The 19,100-nt window shown below is 47.0% G+C and carries 18 protein-coding genes; 16 read left to right on the top strand and 2 right to left on the bottom strand.

Annotation, left to right across the window (positions count from 1 at the left end):
- Positions 1 to 3: 3 nt before the first annotated feature.
- Positions 4 to 1,569 (bottom strand): spore germination protein, encoded by a 1,566-nt coding sequence (locus RQP52_RS14105; RefSeq protein ID WP_315952278.1) that lies wholly within the window; start codon positions 1,567 to 1,569, stop codon positions 4 to 6.
- Between the two features lie 337 nt (positions 1,570 to 1,906).
- Between RQP52_RS14105 and RQP52_RS14100 the strand changes: the two genes are divergently transcribed.
- The 3 genes from RQP52_RS14100 (at position 1,907) to holA (ending at position 4,906) form a co-directional block, all read left to right on the top strand.
- The gene (locus RQP52_RS14100) at positions 1,907 to 2,455 is read left to right on the top strand and encodes an RNA polymerase sigma factor (protein WP_127449845.1); all 549 of its coding nucleotides are present in this window, start codon (positions 1,907 to 1,909) and stop codon (positions 2,453 to 2,455) included.
- Positions 2,452 to 3,669, top strand: a complete 1,218-nt coding sequence (locus RQP52_RS14095) for an anti-sigma factor family protein (protein ID WP_315952275.1) — start codon at positions 2,452 to 2,454, stop codon at positions 3,667 to 3,669. Before RQP52_RS14100 ends, RQP52_RS14095 begins: the two co-directional genes overlap by 4 nt.
- Before the next feature lie 217 nt (positions 3,670 to 3,886).
- Positions 3,887 to 4,906: a DNA polymerase III subunit delta gene (holA, locus tag RQP52_RS14090; RefSeq protein WP_315952273.1), complete on the top strand. Its 1,020-nt coding sequence runs from the start codon at positions 3,887 to 3,889 to the stop codon at positions 4,904 to 4,906.
- Positions 4,907 to 4,977: 71 nt separating this feature from the next.
- On the opposite strand, the gene rpsT is transcribed toward holA, so the two are convergent.
- Positions 4,978 to 5,229 (bottom strand): 30S ribosomal protein S20, encoded by a 252-nt coding sequence (gene rpsT, locus RQP52_RS14085; protein WP_028557986.1) that lies wholly within the window; start codon positions 5,227 to 5,229, stop codon positions 4,978 to 4,980.
- Positions 5,230 to 5,425: 196 nt separating this feature from the next.
- Between rpsT and gpr the strand changes: the two genes are divergently transcribed.
- The 13 genes from gpr to dnaK all read left to right on the top strand — a co-directional run bounded on the left by gpr (position 5,426) and on the right by dnaK (position 19,091).
- On the top strand, positions 5,426 to 6,424 hold the full coding sequence (gpr, locus tag RQP52_RS14080; RefSeq protein ID WP_315952270.1) for a GPR endopeptidase: 999 nt from the start codon (positions 5,426 to 5,428) through the stop codon (positions 6,422 to 6,424).
- Between the two features lie 135 nt (positions 6,425 to 6,559).
- Positions 6,560 to 7,033 (top strand): nucleotide-binding protein, encoded by a 474-nt coding sequence (locus RQP52_RS14075; RefSeq protein ID WP_315952269.1) that lies wholly within the window; start codon positions 6,560 to 6,562, stop codon positions 7,031 to 7,033.
- Complete coding sequence (locus RQP52_RS14070; RefSeq protein ID WP_315952268.1) at positions 7,030 to 8,007, top strand: TIR domain-containing protein; 978 nt, start codon at positions 7,030 to 7,032, stop codon at positions 8,005 to 8,007. Before RQP52_RS14075 ends, RQP52_RS14070 begins: the two co-directional genes overlap by 4 nt.
- Entirely contained in the window at positions 7,991 to 8,140 is a 150-nt protein-coding gene (locus RQP52_RS14065; RefSeq protein ID WP_315952267.1) for a hypothetical protein, read from the top strand. Before RQP52_RS14070 ends, RQP52_RS14065 begins: the two co-directional genes overlap by 17 nt.
- A gap of 202 nt (positions 8,141 to 8,342) precedes the next feature.
- Positions 8,343 to 9,569 carry a stage II sporulation protein P gene (gene spoIIP, locus RQP52_RS14060; protein WP_315952265.1) on the top strand — a complete coding sequence of 409 codons (1,227 nt, stop codon included), beginning with the start codon at positions 8,343 to 8,345 and terminating at the stop codon, positions 9,567 to 9,569.
- Between the two features lie 61 nt (positions 9,570 to 9,630).
- Positions 9,631 to 10,044 (top strand): DUF3679 domain-containing protein, encoded by a 414-nt coding sequence (locus tag RQP52_RS14055; RefSeq protein ID WP_315952264.1) that lies wholly within the window; start codon positions 9,631 to 9,633, stop codon positions 10,042 to 10,044.
- A 76-nt stretch (positions 10,045 to 10,120) separates the two neighbouring features.
- Positions 10,121 to 11,935 (top strand): translation elongation factor 4, encoded by a 1,815-nt coding sequence (gene lepA, locus RQP52_RS14050; RefSeq protein WP_315952263.1) that lies wholly within the window; start codon positions 10,121 to 10,123, stop codon positions 11,933 to 11,935.
- A 133-nt stretch (positions 11,936 to 12,068) separates the two neighbouring features.
- Positions 12,069 to 13,220: a radical SAM family heme chaperone HemW gene (gene hemW / locus RQP52_RS14045; RefSeq protein ID WP_315952262.1), complete on the top strand. Its 1,152-nt coding sequence runs from the start codon at positions 12,069 to 12,071 to the stop codon at positions 13,218 to 13,220.
- A 153-nt stretch (positions 13,221 to 13,373) separates the two neighbouring features.
- Positions 13,374 to 13,853: an N-acetyltransferase gene (locus tag RQP52_RS14040; RefSeq protein ID WP_315952766.1), complete on the top strand. Its 480-nt coding sequence runs from the start codon at positions 13,374 to 13,376 to the stop codon at positions 13,851 to 13,853.
- A gap of 111 nt (positions 13,854 to 13,964) precedes the next feature.
- Positions 13,965 to 14,993, top strand: coding sequence for a heat-inducible transcriptional repressor HrcA (gene hrcA, locus RQP52_RS14035; protein ID WP_127449825.1), 1,029 nt, complete (start codon positions 13,965 to 13,967; stop codon positions 14,991 to 14,993).
- Positions 14,990 to 16,531 (top strand): TCP-1/cpn60 chaperonin family protein, encoded by a 1,542-nt coding sequence (locus tag RQP52_RS14030; RefSeq protein WP_315952261.1) that lies wholly within the window; start codon positions 14,990 to 14,992, stop codon positions 16,529 to 16,531. Before hrcA ends, RQP52_RS14030 begins: the two co-directional genes overlap by 4 nt.
- 60 nt (positions 16,532 to 16,591) lie before the next feature.
- Positions 16,592 to 17,167 (top strand): nucleotide exchange factor GrpE, encoded by a 576-nt coding sequence (gene grpE, locus RQP52_RS14025; protein WP_315952260.1) that lies wholly within the window; start codon positions 16,592 to 16,594, stop codon positions 17,165 to 17,167.
- A gap of 76 nt (positions 17,168 to 17,243) precedes the next feature.
- Positions 17,244 to 19,091 (top strand): molecular chaperone DnaK, encoded by a 1,848-nt coding sequence (gene dnaK / locus RQP52_RS14020; RefSeq protein WP_315952259.1) that lies wholly within the window; start codon positions 17,244 to 17,246, stop codon positions 19,089 to 19,091.
- Positions 19,092 to 19,100 lie beyond the last annotated feature (9 nt).

Genomic DNA, 19,100 nt, shown 5'->3' with positions numbered 1-19,100 from the left:
TCTTTATTTCTCCTTGGTTTTCATTCTGTCATCATTGTTGGTTTGAAGCATTTGAGGCCGCTTCTTCATGAAGTGAAGAGGAGCACGCAAGACGAGATCTTTCCAGTCGCGAATGAACATAGGTGCAAACGGTGTGGAGTACGGGATTCCAAAGCTTTTGAGATTAACGATATGGATGTTGATCATGATATAAGCCAGAATGACACCATACAATCCAAGGAATGCCGCGAACAGCATGATGCCGAACCGCATGACGCGCAAGGAAATGGCAAATGAGTAGGATGGTAAAGAGAAAGAGGAAATGGCTGTGACAGCAACGACGATAACCATAACTGGACTTACCATACCGGCAGCTACCGCGGATTCTCCAATAACTAGACCTCCTACGATCCCAATCGTTTGTCCAATGGGTTTAGGAAGACGCAGTCCTGCTTCTCGAAGCAGCTCCAATGTGAATTCCATAACGAATGCTTCAATAACAGCTGGAAATGGCACACCTTCCCGCGCTCCCGCGATAGAAAAGGCAAGCTTGGACGGAATCATCCCGTGATGAAACTCAAGTAATGCAATATAGAGCGAAGGCAGGAAGGTAGCAATAAAGGCTGATATCAGCCGCAGTATCCGAGTCAACGTGGAGATCAGCCAGTTTTGATAGTAATCCTCAGGTGATTGTAAGCTGGAGGAAAACGTAATCGGCAAAATGAGGGCGAATGGATCACCGTCAACTAGAATGGCTACGCGACCTTGGAGGAGAGCGCCGGATACTTTATCAGGCCGTTCTGTATTCAAAATGACAGGAAAAGGGCTCAGAAAGCTATCTGTGATCCATTGCTCCAAATAACCGGAACCTTCAATATCATCCATATCAATACTATTGATGCGCCGCACAACTTCCTTTACCAGATCCGGATGGACGATATCGGCAATATACGTGACGATAACTTTTCTTCTAGCTCTTCGGCCGATTTGAAAAGTGTCAAAAACAAGATTGGTTTCTTTTATACGTCTTCTAAGGAGCGCGGTATTTGTTCGTAAATCTTCGGTGAAACCGATCCGCGGTCCGCGAATGATGGATTCCGTCTGCGGTTCCTCAATGCCTCGGGATTTCCAGCCACTGCTCGTAACAATAATGTATTGAGACAGATTATCCAGTAAAATCAATGTGTTTCCGGAAAGGATCTCTAAAAGTGCCTCGTCTAGAAGCTCACCGGTTTCGATTTCGAAGCTAGTTAAAACCTGCTGCGTTAAGATGTTCAAAAGTTCCAGGGCTGAGCCTACAGGTTGTAAGGCGGAATGAAGCATCGGATTAATGAGCTGCTCGTTAACGAGTGTTGTATCTACAAGGCCATCAATACAGACAATTGCGCAAGGATACTCTTCCTGGCCAACCGTAAACTGTCTGATAATGAGGTCGCTAGGCTGATGAAGCAGCGTTCTGATTGTATTTAAGTTATCTTGCAGGGTTGGTAGCATGACTTTGGTTTGGTCTGATGAGGATGGTTTTACTGCTTGAGAGTACATTATGCTGCTGTGAGACATGCGTCTTCTTCCGAATAATTGTTTGAACACGGCAAGCCCTCCGCTTATAAGTAGCTTCTCAGTAATATTTACCACTTTAGTCAGAAATAAACGGTTTTTTGTAAGGTACTACGCAAACATAGTACTTTCCGAATGATGGAAAAGGTTTAGAATGAATAGTAATTTGACCGAAATCAGAAAGGGGAATGAACAAATTCATCCAAATGGATTAAACTAACACGCTTCTATTACGTCTAAGTTGTGTATTTATTCACGAAAGTTTGTTATTCTGGAAGTTGCAAACAGCCTTTATATTTTTTATTCTAAAAATACTGCAACATTATGAGACGTTGCTGCGTCTGTAAGATTGCAAGAGGGAGGGATCCCAGTGGTAGCACCCGAACTGGTTAAAAGAGCTCAGGCCGGTGATCGTGATGCACTCATTACCCTATTGCGAGAAATTGAGTCTCACGTCTATCGAACCGCTTATTATATTTTGAATAATGAACAAGATGCCCTTGATGCTTCACAGGAGGCGCTCCTTCGGATTTATACCAAAATCAACTCATACGAAGAAAAAGCGTTGTTTAAGACGTGGGTGCAGCGGATTGTAACGAACATCTGCATCGATAAATTTCGCAAGGCGAAACCTACGGTTTCTATTGATGAGCATGATATGACGTTTACTGCAGAGCAAAATGTTGAATATGAAATTATGTCTGGCTATTTAGCCAAAGATATTCGAGAAGCAATCGATAAGCTTCCCGAGCACCATCGGTCTGTTGTTGTTCTCCGTTATTTGCAGGACTTTTCGTATCATGAAATTGCCGAATCGTTAAATTTACCGCTAAATACGGTGAAGTCTTACTTATTTCGAGCTAGACAACAGTTACAATTGTTGCTCCAAGATTATCAGAAAGGAGGTGTTCGGGGATGAATTGTCAAGAGGTGATGGAACTTATGCAAAGGCAGCTGGATGGAGATTTGAACTCGCAAGAGGAAGATGAGCTCCATGCTCATTTAGCCTATTGTCTAGACTGTGTACAAGTGTTTGAACGTTTACAAAGATTGTCGGGTGAACTCGCCCAATTACCGAAGGTAGTCCCTCCATACAGCTTGGTCGATGCCATTCTGCCGCAGCTAGATGAGATTGATAAAGGTGCCGCGGCGTCCATTACCGACAAGGCAGCTGTCTTTAACGCAGAAGTTAGCCATATCGAACAAGGACAGCGCAAGAAACTCCCTTGGACACGCCGATTAGGATCGCAGTTCTCTTGGAAATTTGCAAGTGGCGTAGTTGCCGCGGGTCTCATTATTGGATTCTTTGCTTTTAACATGAAGCATCCTGTGATGGATAATGCTGATGGTTTGCTGCCAATGGCAGCATCCAATCAAGAGGCTGGTCATCAGGAAGCTGCTGCCCCAGACCTGAAGATGAATCGAGAAGTTCAGAATCAGATGAAAGGTACAGGTAGTCCTGGCGCTACCGAGTCACCTGCGCCAAGCGATGCTGTTTCTGGTTCTGCACCGGCAGCGGGGCAGAAGTCCCCATCTGCGGGGTCTAATGTAGCTGAACCGCAGGATACAACGAATGCACCACTTGAAAAGCCGGGAACGATTAGTCCGTCGACATCGGTGGACTCCAAAGATACGACTCCCACGGTCCCTTCAACTTCGGAGCCTGCACGAATGAAAGATTCAGGTACAACTGGCGGAAATGAGCAGAAATCTGCAGACCAGAATCAAGTGAGTCCGAATCCGGCGCCAGTTGCTCCCACTAAAGCTGATAATGATCAGAAGGCAGCAACAATACAGCCATCACCAACTCCTTCACCTACCCCATCCGCAAAAAAAGGGATTGAGAGAGATTCGGGGGCAGGTATGTTTGCGATGACTGTACCGGTCACGGATAATTTTATGAAGTCAGCGACAGGGGCGTTAACGGCGGCAGTTGAAGATCATCACGTCGTGATCCGTAATAGTGAAACTTTGGAGATTATTTTCGAGTCCAAGCAAGTGTGGAAGCCGGAGGATCAGATCACATTGGTCGAGTGGTCCAAGGATGACAAATTCTTTTATCAAGTGCAAAGCGGGGGCACCCTTCATACCATTCGCGTTGATGTGAAGCTCAAAACGGAAGTATCTCCGTAAAAAGCTTTAAAATGAGCGCACCATTAGAGGGGCTCTTGCGTATGTTATACAAAAGGGAAGCGAAAGTATGCTAGGGGGTTCGCCCACACGGTCTAAGGTTTCTAGAGCCTTTAACCGGTGTTTAAATAGACAGACAAAGGGATTACTTCAAGGTCGGAGGACTTTGACGTAATCCCTTTGTTGTTGGTAAAATGAAGGCGAGGAGTGAACGCCAGCTATGGACGCAAAGAGAGCATTGAAAGATATACAAGCAGGGCGGCAAGCACCCGTGTATTTGTGCTACGGTCCTGAGAAATATAAAATGAGAGAGTTTATTCAGGTGTTAACAGATTCGCTTATTGAGCCGGAACATAAGGAATTTGCTGTGAGTAAATTCGATTTAAGCGAAATCTCGCTTTCATCCGTACTTGAAGATGCGGAGACGCTTCCATTCATGGTACCTAAAAAGCTAGTCATCGCCAAAAACGCGCTGTTTTTTACAGGGGCCAAGGAAAGCACCAAAATTGAGCATCAATTAGACCGTCTAACCGATTATTTAAAATCGCCTGCTGAGCACACTGTCGTGGTGTTTACTGTAGACGCGGATAAATTAGACGAGCGCAAAAAAATCGTTAAAGCGCTCAAAGACATGGAGGCGGCTGTTCCCTTCTTGTCCCTAAGCCCAGAAGAGCTGCAGCAATGGGTGGCTGCTAGAGCGCGTCAGCGGGGGTTCTCGTTTACCGGGGAAGCTACGGACCAACTGATTCTATACACAGGCGGTAATTTGCAATCACTATCCGCAGAAATCGAGAAGATCTCCTTATATGTGGGGGCTGGGAGCGAGGCAACCACAGATGTTATTGATCAGCTTGTCGCTCGAAGCACGGAGCAGAACGTTTTTATACTAATTGAAGACATTGTGAACGTAAGGCTGGATCGTGCCTTTGTTATTTTAGAAGAACTGCTGAAACAACGGGAAGAGCCTATTAAAATAGCCGCGCTTATTGCAAGGCAGTTTCGCATTATGCTGCAGGTGAAAGAGCTTAGCAAGCAAGGTTACTCCCAGCAGCAAATGGCTTCTCAGATCGGACTGCATCCCTTCGCGGTGAAGGTGGCTGAAGGTCAAGCGCGGAAATACAATATTGAGAAACTGAGCGATATCATGTCCCAGCTGGCTGATCTTGATTTCCAGATGAAGACCGGGAAAATTGATAAAGTGCTAGGGTTAGAACTGTTCCTTCTTAGGTTAGCCGCCTAAGAAGGTTTTTTGTTAAACGGAAAAAAGCCCAATTCTCGGAAGAGAACTGAGCTTTTGCTTTATGTCCTGTATTACGCTTGGGCCGTAAGAGCGTTCAGCTTTTTAGCCAGACGGGACTTCTTGCGGTTAGCGGCATTTTTATGAATTAAACCTTTAGAAGCTGCTTTATCTAACTTCTTGGAAGCGTTAATTAGAGCTTCTGGGCTTACAGCTGTTTCGAAAGCTTTCACAGCAGTACGCAGAGCGGACTTTTGGGAAGCGTTACGAAGACGGCGCTTTTCGCTAACTTTTACTCGTTTAATAGCGGATTTAATGTTTGGCATGAAATTCACCTCCTACTTACAAAACACGGTTCAACGTTACATTTGTATGTTTGCTGACAACTTTAAGTATTCTACCATGCAACTATTGAAAATGCAAGACCTGTCAATAGGTTTTCAGTGGCTTTTCCATTTGCATAACGGCCTCAAATTCGTCACACACTAAGAGATGCAAAGCACCTCAGAAAGGGGAACTTCTATGGACTTAAGCTCTTTTACAACCCATACGGATCTTGCGCTGGATGCAAGGGATATGGTTCATGCAGCGAATCAAGGGCAGCCGATACCTGGTATTGAACAGGAGTCGACTCGTGAAAATGGGATACGCGTTACCAAAATTAATGTCAAAAATGAAGAAGGCTCCAAAGCCCTTGGCAAACTCCTAGGTCATTATATAACAATAGAAGTTCCTGCACTTCGCGAAAAAGACAGCCAATTGCAGGACCGTGTAGCTACGAAGCTGGCCCAAGAATTCGAGCAGTTTTTGCGGGACATAGGAATTCCTCAGAATGCCAAAGCGCTTATTATTGGGCTCGGCAACTCCAACGTCACTCCTGATGCGCTCGGCCCACTTGTAGTTGACAATATCATGGTTACACGTCACTACTTTGAATTGATGCCGGAAGATGTGAGTCCAGGTTATCGCCCTGTCAGTGCGGTGGCTCCTGGGGTGCTTGGGACAACGGGGATTGAAAGCAGTGATATCGTGCTCGGGATTGTTGAAAAATCCAAACCTGATTTCATCATTGCGATCGATGCATTGGCTTCCAGATCACTCGATCGTGTCAATACGACCATCCAAATTGCCGATACAGGCATTCATCCGGGCTCCGGTATCGGCAATAAGCGCAAAGGGTTAACAAAGGAGAATCTTGGCATACCTGTAGTGGCCATTGGCGTACCAACGGTTGTGTATGCTTCGACCATTGTCAATAACGCCTTCGACCTCATGCAAAAGCATTTTAGCGAACAGACGTCCAATACAGGACAAATACTTGGGCTGCTGGACAATATTCACGAGGAGGAGCGCCTTCAGCTCGTCAAAGAAGTGCTAAACCCTGTCGGCCACGATTTGTTAGTTACTCCGAAGGAAATTGACCAGTTTATTGAGGACATCGCCAATATTATCGCCAGCGGTTTGAATGCGGCACTGCATGATGCAGTTGGCGTTGAGAATGTAGCGGCTTATACGCACTGAACATACCAGAACTGTCTCTGCGATATTCTTCGTAGAACAGTTCTTTCTTTTGCCCATTGTTAGCTCGATCTGGAAGGAAAAAGATGGCAGGTGTCGAAGTAACAGACAATCACCTTAAAATAAGGAAGTGATACTGTGAGCAGCACACAGCTGGCAAAGCTATTCATTGGGTCGTCTGCTGAAAGCATTGAAGTAGCAGAGGCTTTGCAGTCAAATCTCCATTTTTCCTGTGATGTCACGGTTTGGAGTCAGTTGCTATTCCCGCCTTCACATACAACGTTAGCCCCGCTAATTAAGCAGGCTCAAGCAAGTGATTTCGCTATCTTTGTTTTTCAACCAAATGATTTAACGCTTTTGAGAGATTCGGTTGTCAGCACCGTCCGCGATAACGTTATCCTGGAGCTGGGATTATTCATCGGGCAAATCGGCTTAGAAAGAACCTATTTTCTCATCCCGGAAAAAGAAGACTTACATATTGCCACAGACCTCTTGGGATTGACACCGCTTACCTATAAAGCAAATCATCCATCCGGCTTGATGGCGGGACTTGGACCGGCGACATACACCGTGAAACGAATGCTGAAAGAGTTAGGATTGAGAATCAAATGAAACCTAAAATGTTTATTGGTTGTTCACCTGCAAGTCTACTTTGGGCGGAATTCTATCAATCGCAGCTAGCTTCGGCGGCTGATGTCACCGTTATTAACCAGGGTGTACTGACGGCATCGCAGCATAAATTAAAGATGCTCAAAAAGCATATTGAAGAAACGGATTTTGCACTGCTGATTCTGACGCGCGAGGACATGCAGCATAAGGTGACTTATGCCAATCTCTTGGTACTCATCGGTCTATGTATTGGTGAGCTAGGGCACAGCAGAACATTTATTGTGATGTCGAGCGACGGTGTACTGCCGGAATACCTCGAAGGCTATAACCCGCTGCGGGTCGATGACACGCAAATCAATCGAGAGATCGGGGAGTTGGCAGGCCCTCATCTTTATCCAATGAAAAGCAGCATTGCTGCACATAAGAAACGTATGAAACCATCGGATATGAAAAAAAATGATGCCATTCGCAGTTTCCTCTTTGATGCACTGGACTCGCTGAGCGTCTCAAACGTGGATTATGACCGCGTTCTAGACAAATTCCATAAGACATTTGATACCAATTGTGGTATAATTGAGCTTCAAGAAGTGACGGCTGCAACGTTGTTTGAGCTTCTTGATGACGGAGTTACTTTACAGCAGTTTGGCCGTGCGGGACAGGTCAGCAACAATCACAGCTTTCATGTGAATGACCCTACCAGCTATCTAGCGGAATGTTACCGCGGCAAAGATACGAACATCTACCTCGGGCGAGCCAAGGACAAAGAAGATGGCGAGTTTGAATATATATATTGCGTAAAGCTGCATCCAACCATCGTTTCTTCCATACATTTCAAAACAAGAGCGGATATTCCGCAGCGCAATCATCATCAAGTTATGATGGAGTTATCGGAAAGAAACGCGAAGCTCGTGTCTTCACTCAAATCCATTGTGAAAGGAAGGATTCTCTATGCTGAAGCACATGAAGAAAGTTCGTAACCGACTAACCGCCAAACATGCACACAAAGCTACCGATAAAACCAAACTATATAACGGCCCCACTGTTCTTAACAAACCAAGCGGAATAACCATCGTAGCCAAAGGATCGTTCGATTTCGAATCCCTGGCTTAACTTTATATGGAACATCCAAGAACCCCTGATGGGGTTCTTTTTATATTATTTGAGCGTTCACCCCATGAAATTTGATGCTATTGCTTGAGCGAATTCTCCCCAACCTGTTATCTCCTTCTATCAAAAAAATCTATCGTTTAGGGTTCTATCGACGGGGCTCGTTTCATAGATTGAATTAAGATAGTTTAGGAGGAATCAGACTATGAAATGGACTTCAGCCACTCTCAATCTCAGCCACGTCCGAAAAACCTTTCAAAGCGCCAGTTCCGTCGGAAAAACGTTCTTTATTCTAAGCGCAGCAACATTAGCCATTTTTGTTTTAGTTGGCGTAGGGGGCTATCTGCAGAATAAAGTCATAACGACCTCGCCGGTCTCGTCGATGAAAAGTTTAGCCGCATCTGTCACGAATCAGTTTTTTATCGATATGCTTGGCATGGAAGTGCCTCATCTAAATAAAGACCAGAAGAAATTTACGTTCTCTCAGCATAATGTCTTCCATTTTGCTTTCCAGTTCCTGACGGACATTAATCCAAGCGATCCGAAAAGTTTGGTGGCCAGCGAAGTTCCAGGTATGGATGCCAACAAGTCAACCGTCCTGGTCAAAGGAAGCGAAGCGAACCCGAGCGATCCTGTCGATTACAATCCCGTCTCCACGGATCTGGAAGCAGAGGCCAAGAATCCTCCGAGCCCAACGCCCGAACCCATACCAACAGGTACTACAACGCCAACTGTGAGTCAAACAGGTCAGCCGCCCAAATCAGCAGGTGACAATGTAGCTTTCATTTACCAAACACATAGCAATGAATCTTTTCTGCCTGAACTCAAGGGAGTTACGGATCCGGACAAAGCTTATAGCGATAAAGTCAATATTATTTCCGTCGGCCAACGGCTGGCGCAGAATCTGGAAAAAGACGGAATCGGAGCAGTTCATTCACAAACCATTTATCCAAGCACGGTTAAAAATTTCGAATATCCATACTCTTATAAATATTCCTTGAAAACATTGCAGGAAGCAGCCGCCCAGCATCCGGATCTACAGTATTATTTCGATCTCCATCGCGATTCCGCGGCTCGCAATAAAACAACCGTTACGATTGACGGCAAGGATTACGCACAGGTGTATTTCATCATCGGCGGAAAGAATCCAAACTGGAAAAAGAATGAGGAGTTCGCCAATAAGATTCATCAAGTTTTAGAAGCCAAACATCCTGGGATCTCCAAAGGGATCCATGCGAAGGAAGCTAGTGAAGGCAATGGATTGTATAATCAGAACTTTTCGCCAAACAACATATTGATTGAGGTAGGCGGTCCCTACAATTCATTGGAGGAGTGCTACCGAACAACAGATTGGCTGGCCGATGCCATTTCAGAAGTGATTTTGAATGCGAAGAAAGTTGACGCCCCGGCTGCAAGTCCCAAGCAATCTTAAATAATTTGAGGGAATGAAGAAGCTTAGAGGCAACATTATGAAAATTAAAGGAGGCTTTATCATGAAGCTGAGGCACTTTTATATCAAGGTGAGCTTGTTCGGATTGCTGCTGCTGTTCTGCATTTTATTCGGTGTCAGCTTAGCGTCCAGCGGGATGGAACGAATTCAAGGTCCTCAGCCTTCTGCGAAAGCCGCCGCTCAAGAGCCCGTGAAGCCAGCAGGGAATGGGACAGTTGCTGCTGCAAGTGCCGGTAAGGCAAACCCGTCTCCAACCCCCAATGGTGATGCTAGAGCTAAAGCAAATGCAGGTTCGAACGCGAAACCTGAAACCGAAAAGAAACCGGATCCCGTAGCCGACCACGACAACTCTCTGAATCATGTGGGAAATAAACTCGGAGACCTGCTGCAAATCGCATCGCATCATGGAATTAAGTTGTTCGTGTCGATATTTGACGCCATATTGGGCAAAGGATAAGGGTGTACATTGCTGCAACTTCCCACAACTGCTATAATGAAAATTATTTGCATGTTGTGGGGGTTATTACGTTAGCATGACTGACATTCGCGAAAGACAATCAAGAATTCGAAACTTTTCTATCATCGCTCATATCGATCACGGCAAATCAACACTTGCTGACCGAATTTTGGAATATACAGGTGCTCTGTCGACCCGTGAGATGCAGGAGCAAGTACTTGACCAAATGGATCTGGAGCGGGAACGCGGGATTACAATCAAGCTGCAAGCGGTAAGACTGAATTATCGGGCAGATGACGGCATTGATTATATCCTTAATCTGATTGATACACCAGGACACGTCGACTTTACTTATGAAGTATCCCGAAGCCTTGCGGCTTGCGAAGGAGCTTTGCTGGTTGTAGACGCTGCACAGGGAATTGAAGCTCAAACGCTGGCTAACGTATATCTGGCGCTTGAAAATAACTTGGAAATTTTACCCGTTATTAATAAAATCGATTTGCCAAGCGCTGATCCCGATAAAGTGAAGCAGGAAATCGAGGACGTGATCGGGCTTGATGCTAGTGAAGCAGTACACGCATCTGCGAAAGCAGGCATTGGCATTAAGGAAATCATCGAGCAAGTTTGTCAGAAGGTGCCGGCACCACAGGGCAATCCAGACAATCCGCTCAAAGCGTTGATTTTCGACTCTCACTATGACGCATACAAAGGTGTTATTGTTTATGTGCGTGTTGTAGACGGTTCGATCAAGGCAGGCTCCAAAATCAAGATGATGGCGACCAACAAAACGTTCGAAGTCATCGAGGTTGGCGCGTTCAAGCCAAGAATGTCCTCGGTTCCATCGCTGGAAGTCGGAGATGTTGGATTTATCGTTGCCGGTATCAAAAATGTCGGAGACACGCGCGTCGGGGACACGGTAACCGAAGCGGATCGCCAAGCGCCAGAGCCGCTGCCAGGCTACCGACGCATTAACCCGATGGTTTTCTGTGGATTGTATCCAATAGAAACAACGGATTACAATGATTTGCGTGAAGCTCTGCAGAAATTGGAACTCAATGACGCATCACTCCGTTTCGAACCTGAAACATCGACAGCGTTAGGATTTGGCTTCCGCTGCGGTTTCTTGGGACTGCTGCACATGGAAATCATTCAGGAACGTATTGAACGTGAGTTCAATATTCCGCTGATCACGACGGCGCCAAGCGTTATCTACCGCATCACATTAACGAACGGCGATGTGATGGACATTGATAACCCATCGAACTATCCGGATCCACAGCGTATCGATTTCGTTGAAGAGCCGTATGTCAAAGCTTCCGTCATTGTGCCGAATGATTATGTAGGCACGATCATGGAGCTATGCCAAGGCAAACGCGGCGAATACTTGAACATGGAGTACTTGGATTCGAACCGCGTCACATTGACTTACGACATCCCATTGTCCGAGATCGTTTATGACTTCTTTGATATGTTGAAATCCAGAACCAAAGGCTACGCGTCCTTTGATTATGAATTGTCCGGATACAAGAAGTCGAATCTCGTGAAAATGGACATTTTGCTCAATTCTGAGCAGGTCGATGCGCTTTCTTTCATTGTTCACCGTGATACCGCATATAACCGCGGCAAAATCATTTGCGACAAATTGAAGGATTTGATTCCTCGTCAAATGTTCGAGGTGCCGATTCAAGCGGCAATCGGACAAAAGATCGTAGCTCGTGAAACCGTTAAAGCCATGCGGAAAAACGTCCTTGCCAAGTGTTACGGCGGTGACATTTCGCGTAAACGGAAATTGCTCGACAAGCAAAAAGAAGGTAAAAAGCGCATGAAGCAGGTCGGCAGCGTGGAAGTGCCGCAAGAGGCGTTCATGGCTGTACTCAAAATAGACGAATAGTTTGCAGTGAATAAGAAGCTGGGGTGGCAGAGTACTCTGCCCCTTGGCTTCTTATCAGTTGATAACCTAGACAAACGCGCTCGTCCATCAGGACGGCGAATTCGGATGTCTAGGATAGAAAGGAAATACCCCTATGTTAGTTACTTATGCAGCTCCAACCGCTGTGTACATTCATATCCCGTTTTGCACAAATAAATGCCATTATTGCGATTTTAACTCCTACGTGCTCAAAGGCCAGCCTGTGATGGAGTATTTAGATGCGCTGGAACGTGAAATGGAGCTTACTGTAAAAAATAACCCGCCGGCCAAAGTAGAAACAATCTTCGTAGGTGGAGGAACACCGACGGTTTTGCTTCCTGATCAAATGGAACGATTCTTGCGGATGGTCCGGACTTATTTTCCGGCTGACGCGGCAGAAGTCGAATTCTCGATGGAAGCGAATCCGGGAACAACGGATGAAGATAAGCTTGCGGTTATGAAAGAAGGCGGCGTCAACCGGATAAGCTTCGGCGTGCAGTCATTTAACAATGATCTGCTTGCGGCGATTGGCCGTATTCATAATACAGATGATGTGCATAGAAGCATTGAGAATGCCAAAAAGCTTGGGTTTAACAATTTGTCTATCGATTTAATGTTTGGTTTGCCGAAACAAACCGTCGAGATCATGCAAGCGACCTTGGATGAAGCTTTATCGCTCGATCTACAGCATTACTCCATCTACAGTTTAAAAGTGGAAGAAAATACGTTGTTCCATACGTTGTTCAACAAAAATCAGCTGCCGCTGCCAAGTGAAGATGAAGAGGTCGATATGTATGAGCTCATCATGAAGCGTTTGGAAGCAGCAGGTTACAAGCAATATGAGATTAGCAACTTTGCGAAGCCAGGGCGAGAAAGCAGGCACAATACGATGTATTGGCGTAATCGCTCTTACTATGGGCTTGGCGCAGGCGCGCATGGTTATATGAATAGGCAGCGTCATGTTAATGTGAAAGGAATTCAGCCATACATTGATGCCACTAAAGTCGGTTTGCCAATCATGGAACAATTTGAAGTTACGCGGCAAGAAGCGATGGAGGATTTCATGATGGTCGGCTTGCGTTTGTTGGAAGGCGTTCGGAATGTCGACTTCCAAGATCAGTTTGGAGATACGATTGAAGCGCATTTCGGAGAAACAATTAAAGGCTGGGAACAGAAAAAATTGCTGGAGCGAACGCCAGACGGGTATCGATTATCCAAACACGGCATATTGCTGGGCAATGAAGTGTTTGCTTCCTTCTTAACTTAGGCCCTTCTTGGACTTAACCCGGCGTCGGGCAAAAAATCCCTTGTGCAAATATACGGTATGTTGTATATTTATACATGAATCCACAAGCGTTACAGCAGTTTGGCTGTGAGGACGCTAGCGTGGGTTTTGTGCATTTTTGTTGCGATTGGTGGGATGACAGTGAATTCATCAACTACAGTGTCCGTTAGGAAAGCATCGATCATCGATATCGAGAAGCTTTATGAAATTATACAAGGCTATGCGAAGCAGGGCATTATGCTGCCGCGTACCAAGGAAATGCTGGAGGAGCAAATTGACTCTTTCGTCGTTGCCGAGCATGATGGTACGTTAATAGGCTGCGGCTCCCTTACAAGGCTTGGACCAGATCTTGTCGAGATTCGCTCGCTAGGTATGACGCCAGGCTTCAAAGGGCAAGGAATTGGCGGCAAGCTTGTTGATTTCTTGGTTGAAGAAGCAAGAAGCCAAGGCATTGTGAAAGTAATGGCGCTAACGTATGAAGTTGCTTTTTTTCAAAAAAATGGTTTTACCCTTGTACCAAAAGAGATTTTTCCGGAGAAGGTTTGGAAAGATTGTATGCATTGCAAAAAACAGTATTGCTGCGATGAAATCGCGGTACTCAAACGATTGGATTGACTTGACAACAGACCTTAGGGTCTGTTATTTTTGTATTAGGATTTAGCACTCACTAAATACGAGTGCTAACGAAAGTGATCATAGAACGATTGTGAAGAGGAGGGGTACTTGATGTTGACGGATCGGCAACGCATGATTTTAAGTGCTATCATAGATGATTATGTTCGTTCAGCAGAGCCAATTGGTTCAAGAAGTATTTCGAAACGAGGCAATGTCGGATTTAGCCCGGCAACGATTCGTAACGAAATGTCCGATCTCGAAGAGATGGGTTACTTGGAGCAGCCCCATACGTCCGCAGGCCGTATACCCTCGCACAAAGGTTATCGTTACTATGTCGATCATCTGCTCCAGCATGGGACTTTGCATGAGAATGATTTGAATTCAATGAAGGGCACTTTTGCTCAGCGCATTCAAGAGATGGAAGGCGTTATCCAGCATGTCGCCGGTGTACTGTCCTCCTTGACGAATTATACATCGATTGTGCTCGGGCCTGAGGTATTCAGTACGACGCTGAAGCATTTGCAGATCATCCCACTAACTGAGACGACTGCTGTTGCCATCATCGTTATGAATACAGGGCATGTGGAGAACAAAACGATTACGATTCCTGATGGTATTCGCATGTCCGACATCGAGAAGGTTGTCAATATTCTGAATGCCAAATTGCAGAATGTGCCGCTGATCCAGTTTAAATCCCGACTTTATAATGAAGTTGCGAGCGAGCTGGGCAAATATGTGAATGGTTACCAGGAGCTTCTTTCGGTTGTGGAAAGTGTGCTGCAAAGTGATGAGAAGGATCGCGTGTTTCTTAGCGGTATGACCAACATGCTGACACAGCCTGAATTTAAAGATGTTGACAAGGTTAAAAGCATTTTTGATCTATTGGAAGAAGCACCTACACTTATCAAATTGTTTACTCCGACAAATGAAGGCATGGAGATCAAAATCGGTGCTGAAAATAGTATTGAAGCTATAAATAATTGCAGTTTGATTACGGCCTCCTATTCGATTGGCGGTCAGCCTCTGGGTACTATAGGCATCTTGGGGCCAACGCGAATGGAGTACGGCAGGGTCATTAGTTTAATGAATCATTTATCGAAGCAAATGGAAGACGTGCTGGGACGTTGGTACGGCAAATGAGCGGTATCAAGACAGGACACAGCGAGGGCGAAGAACGCTACTCTACATTAGTTAATAATGCAGCCGCCGTTAGGGCTATTTGTTCCGCGGTTGAGGGCACACTGGGCCCTAAGGGGCTGGATACTATGCTGGTTGGCGGACAGGGTGATGTCATCATCACCAATGATGGAGTTACCATTTTAGAGAAAATGGACGTCTCCCATCCCGCAGCCAGATTGATGATTCAAGTCGCGCGGAGCCAGCAGCGACAAATTGGCGACGGCACAACGACAGCGACGGTTCTTGCCGGGGCGCTGGTGCAGGAAGGTGTCGCGCAAGTAACGCGCGGCGTACCGGTTGCCAAGGTCGTCAGCGGGATGCTGCAAGGCATCGAGCTGGCGGTAGAAAGCCTGGAGCGCCGAAGCCGCGCGATCACGGGGCTAAACGATGAGGCGCTGAAGCGCATCGCGATCACGGCAGGCCGAGAGCAGACGGATATCGCGAGGCTCATCGTTCAAGCCGCCGAAGCGGTCGGCGAGGCGAAGCTTCGCGAAGACGGCTATCGCTTCGCTGACAGCGTGATCGCCCATGAAGAGGCGAGCAGCGAGGTCTGGACCGGCATTCTGTTGAACCAGAAGCCGATGAACCTGCATCTCGACCAAGAGCGGCGAGATGCCCGCATTCTTGTTCTGCATGATGCCTTGGAGCCTGAGGCGGTCAGCGAGGAATCGCTGGTCACCGAGGCAGGCTTCCAACGGTACATGCAGCTGAGAGAGCTTTTCCGCAGCAACCTTGCGTCGCTGCTGGAGCTTGGGGTCGGACTCATCGCCTCCGACCGCGGGGTTGACCCCGAGGCGGAACAGTTCTGCTCCGACCATGGCATCATCGTGCTGCAGCGCTTGTCCCGCAGGGACTTGCAGCACCTCAGCGAGCACACCGGCGCTAGGCCGGTGCGTCGCACGGCGCTGCGTAAGAGCGCGCCGGAGCTTGACGCGGCGCTAGGCCGCGCGGGTTATGCCGCGTACGACGAGCGCCTGGGGCGCGTACGCGTAGCGGCGGGTCACGGTGAACAGCACGTGACCGTGATCGTCGGCGCGGCGACGCGCGAAGCGGCGCATGAGCGCTCGCGCATCGCCAAGGATGCCGCTTCGGCCGTGCAAGCCGCCGTACGCGGCGGGTACTTGCCCGGAGGCGGCGCGGCGGAGATGGCGGTGGCGCATGATCTGGAACGTGTCCGCGAGACGATGAAGGGCATGGAGGGCTTCGGTGTGGCCGCTGTCGCGGGAGCACTGCGCAAGCCGCTGGCTCAGATCGTTGTCAACGCGGGTTATAATCCGCTTGAGAAGGTTGAAGAGCTGAAAGCGGCGCAGATCGCGCTGGAAACCGACAGCCTCGGAATTGATTGCGACACCGGTCAGGTTACGGATTTCGTCGAAGCCGGCATTGTAGACCCCGCAGATGTGAAAATTCACGCGTTGCAGGCTGCAGGAGAGGTTGCTGCCGCTGTACTGCGTATTCATACCGTGATTAAGATGAAGCAGCCTTTTGAAGAAGAGTAAAGCTGGGCAAACTGACGATAACGAAATTTTGTTGTATTATGTTGAGGAGGTGAAGGACAATTGAGTACTGATAACAAAACAGAAGAGCAAGACGTGAACACTACATACGCAACCGACAATGAGCAAACCGCTGAAAACCAGGAAGATGCGGCAGCTCAAGATACTCAAGCTGAAGCTTCTGCAGAAGCGAGTGAACTAGAGAAGGTGCGTGTGCAAGCCGAAGAAAACTACCAGCGTTTATTGCGCGTTCAAGCGGACTTCGACAACTTCCGCCGCCGTGCTAGAGCGGAGAAGGAAGACTTTGCTAAATATGCTTCACTTAAATTGATTGAGCAGCTTTTGCCGATTGTAGACAACTTCGATCGCGCGTTAGCGTCAAGCAAAGAGACAAAAGATTTCGACGCATTGGCAAAAGGTTTGGAAATGACGTACCGCGGAATGGATCAACTGCTGACGGCTGAAGGATTGAAGCCGATCGAAGCTGTTGGTCAGCCGTTCAACCCGGAATTCCACCAAGCTGTCATGCAAGTGGAGTCTGACGAGTACGAGGAAGGCATTGTCGTTGAGGAGCTGCAAAAAGGCTACATTCTTAAAGACAAAGTTATCCGACCAGCGATGGTGAAAGTTAGCGTTTAGATCTTATCATTTTAGAAATTAAAAATATCTCAATCTATTCAAATGTTCCCTAGGAGCAAAAGGAGGAAGCTTTAACATGAGTAAAGTTATTGGTATTGACTTAGGTACTACAAACTCTTGCGTAGCTGTTATGGAAGGCGGAGAAGCCGTCGTAATTCCTAACCCGGAAGGTAACCGTACGACGCCGTCCGTTGTAGGTTTCAAGAAAGATGGCGAGCGTGTAGTTGGTGAAACAGCAAAACGTCAAGCGATCACAAACCCGGACAAAACGGTTATTTCCATCAAACGTTACATGGGTACAAATCACAAAGAAAACATTGATGGCAAAGATTACACACCACAAGAGATCTCTGCGATCATCTTGCAAAAACTGAAATCCGACGCGGAAGCTTACCTGGGCCAAACGGTAACACAAGCGGTTATCACAGTTCCAGCTTATTTCAACGACAGCCAACGCCAAGCAACGAAAGATGCTGGTAAAATTGCCGGTCTTGAAGTACTTCGTATCGTCAATGAGCCGACAGCTGCAGCACTTGCTTACGGTTTGGAGAAAACAGAAGACCAAACGATTCTGGTTTATGACCTTGGGGGCGGTACGTTTGACGTTTCCATCCTTGAACTGGGCGATGGCTTCTTCGAAGTTAAAGCGACTAGCGGAGATAACAAACTTGGTGGGGATGACTTTGACCAAGTCGTTATCGATTACCTCGTATCCGAATTCAAAAAAGAGCAAGGTATTGATCTTAGCAAAGATAAAGCAGCGGTTCAACGTCTGAAAGATGCTGCTGAAAAAGCGAAAAAAGAGCTTTCCGGCGTACTGACAACAACGGTTTCCCTACCGTTCATTACAGTTGCTGACGGCGTACCGCAGCACTTGGAGTTAACCCTTACTCGTGCGAAGTTCGAAGAACTTTCCGCTCACTTGGTAGAAAGAACGCTTGGACCAACTCGTCAAGCTTTGCAGGATTCCGGGCTTTCCACTAGCCAAATCGACAAAGTTGTTCTTGTCGGCGGATCCACTCGTATTCCTGCGGTAGTTGAAGCGATCAAAAAATTGACAGGTAAAGAGCCTCACAAAGGCGTTAACCCGGATGAAGTTGTTGCTCTAGGTGCAGCAGTTCAAGCTGGTGTATTAACTGGTGAAGTAAAAGACGTAGTTCTTCTTGACGTAACACCACTTTCCCTTGGTATCGAAACTGCAGGCGGCGTGTTCACGAAAATGATCGATCGCAATACGACGATCCCAACAACGAAATCACAAGTGTACTCCACTTATGCAGATAACCAAACTAGCGTAGAGATTCACGTGCTTCAAGGTGAGCGCTCCATGGCTAGCGGCAACAAAACACTGGGCCGTTTCATGCTTGGTGATATTCCTCCGGCTCCTCGCGGCGTTCCGCAAATCGAAGTTAGCTTCGATATCGATGCCAATGGTATCGTGAACGTGTCCGCTTTGGATAAAGGAACTGGCAAAAGCCAAAAAATCACAATCACTTCTTCCAGCGGCTTAAGCGATGCGGAAGTTGAACAAATGGTCAAAGACGCGGAAGCTCACGCTGAAGAAGACCGCGCTCGTAAAGAGCTTGTAGAAGCTCGCAACGAAGCCGATCAACTTGTTTACTCCGTTGACAAAACGATCAAAGATCTTGGCGACAAAGTAGACCAAGGCGAGATCGATAAAGCAAATGCTGCCAAAGAGAAAGTAACAGCTGCTCTAACTGGCAACGATCTTGAAACGATCAAAGCGGCAACGGCAGAGCTTACAGAAGTGATCCAACAACTTTCTGTGAAGCTGTATGAGCAAGCTTCCGCAGCGCAAGGACCTGATGACGGTGCAGCAGGCGGAGGCGCAGGCGAAGCTCCTAAAGGCAGAGAAAATGTTGTTGACGCGGACTACGAAGTGGTTGACGAACCAAAAAAATAAACATATCCT

This window comes from Paenibacillus violae, from assembly GCF_032461945.1.
Lineage (GTDB): Bacteria > Bacillota > Bacilli > Paenibacillales > NBRC-103111 > Paenibacillus_E > Paenibacillus_E violae.
The sequence above is the reverse complement of the archived record's forward strand: the minus strand, read 5'-3'. Positions and strand labels throughout refer to the sequence as shown.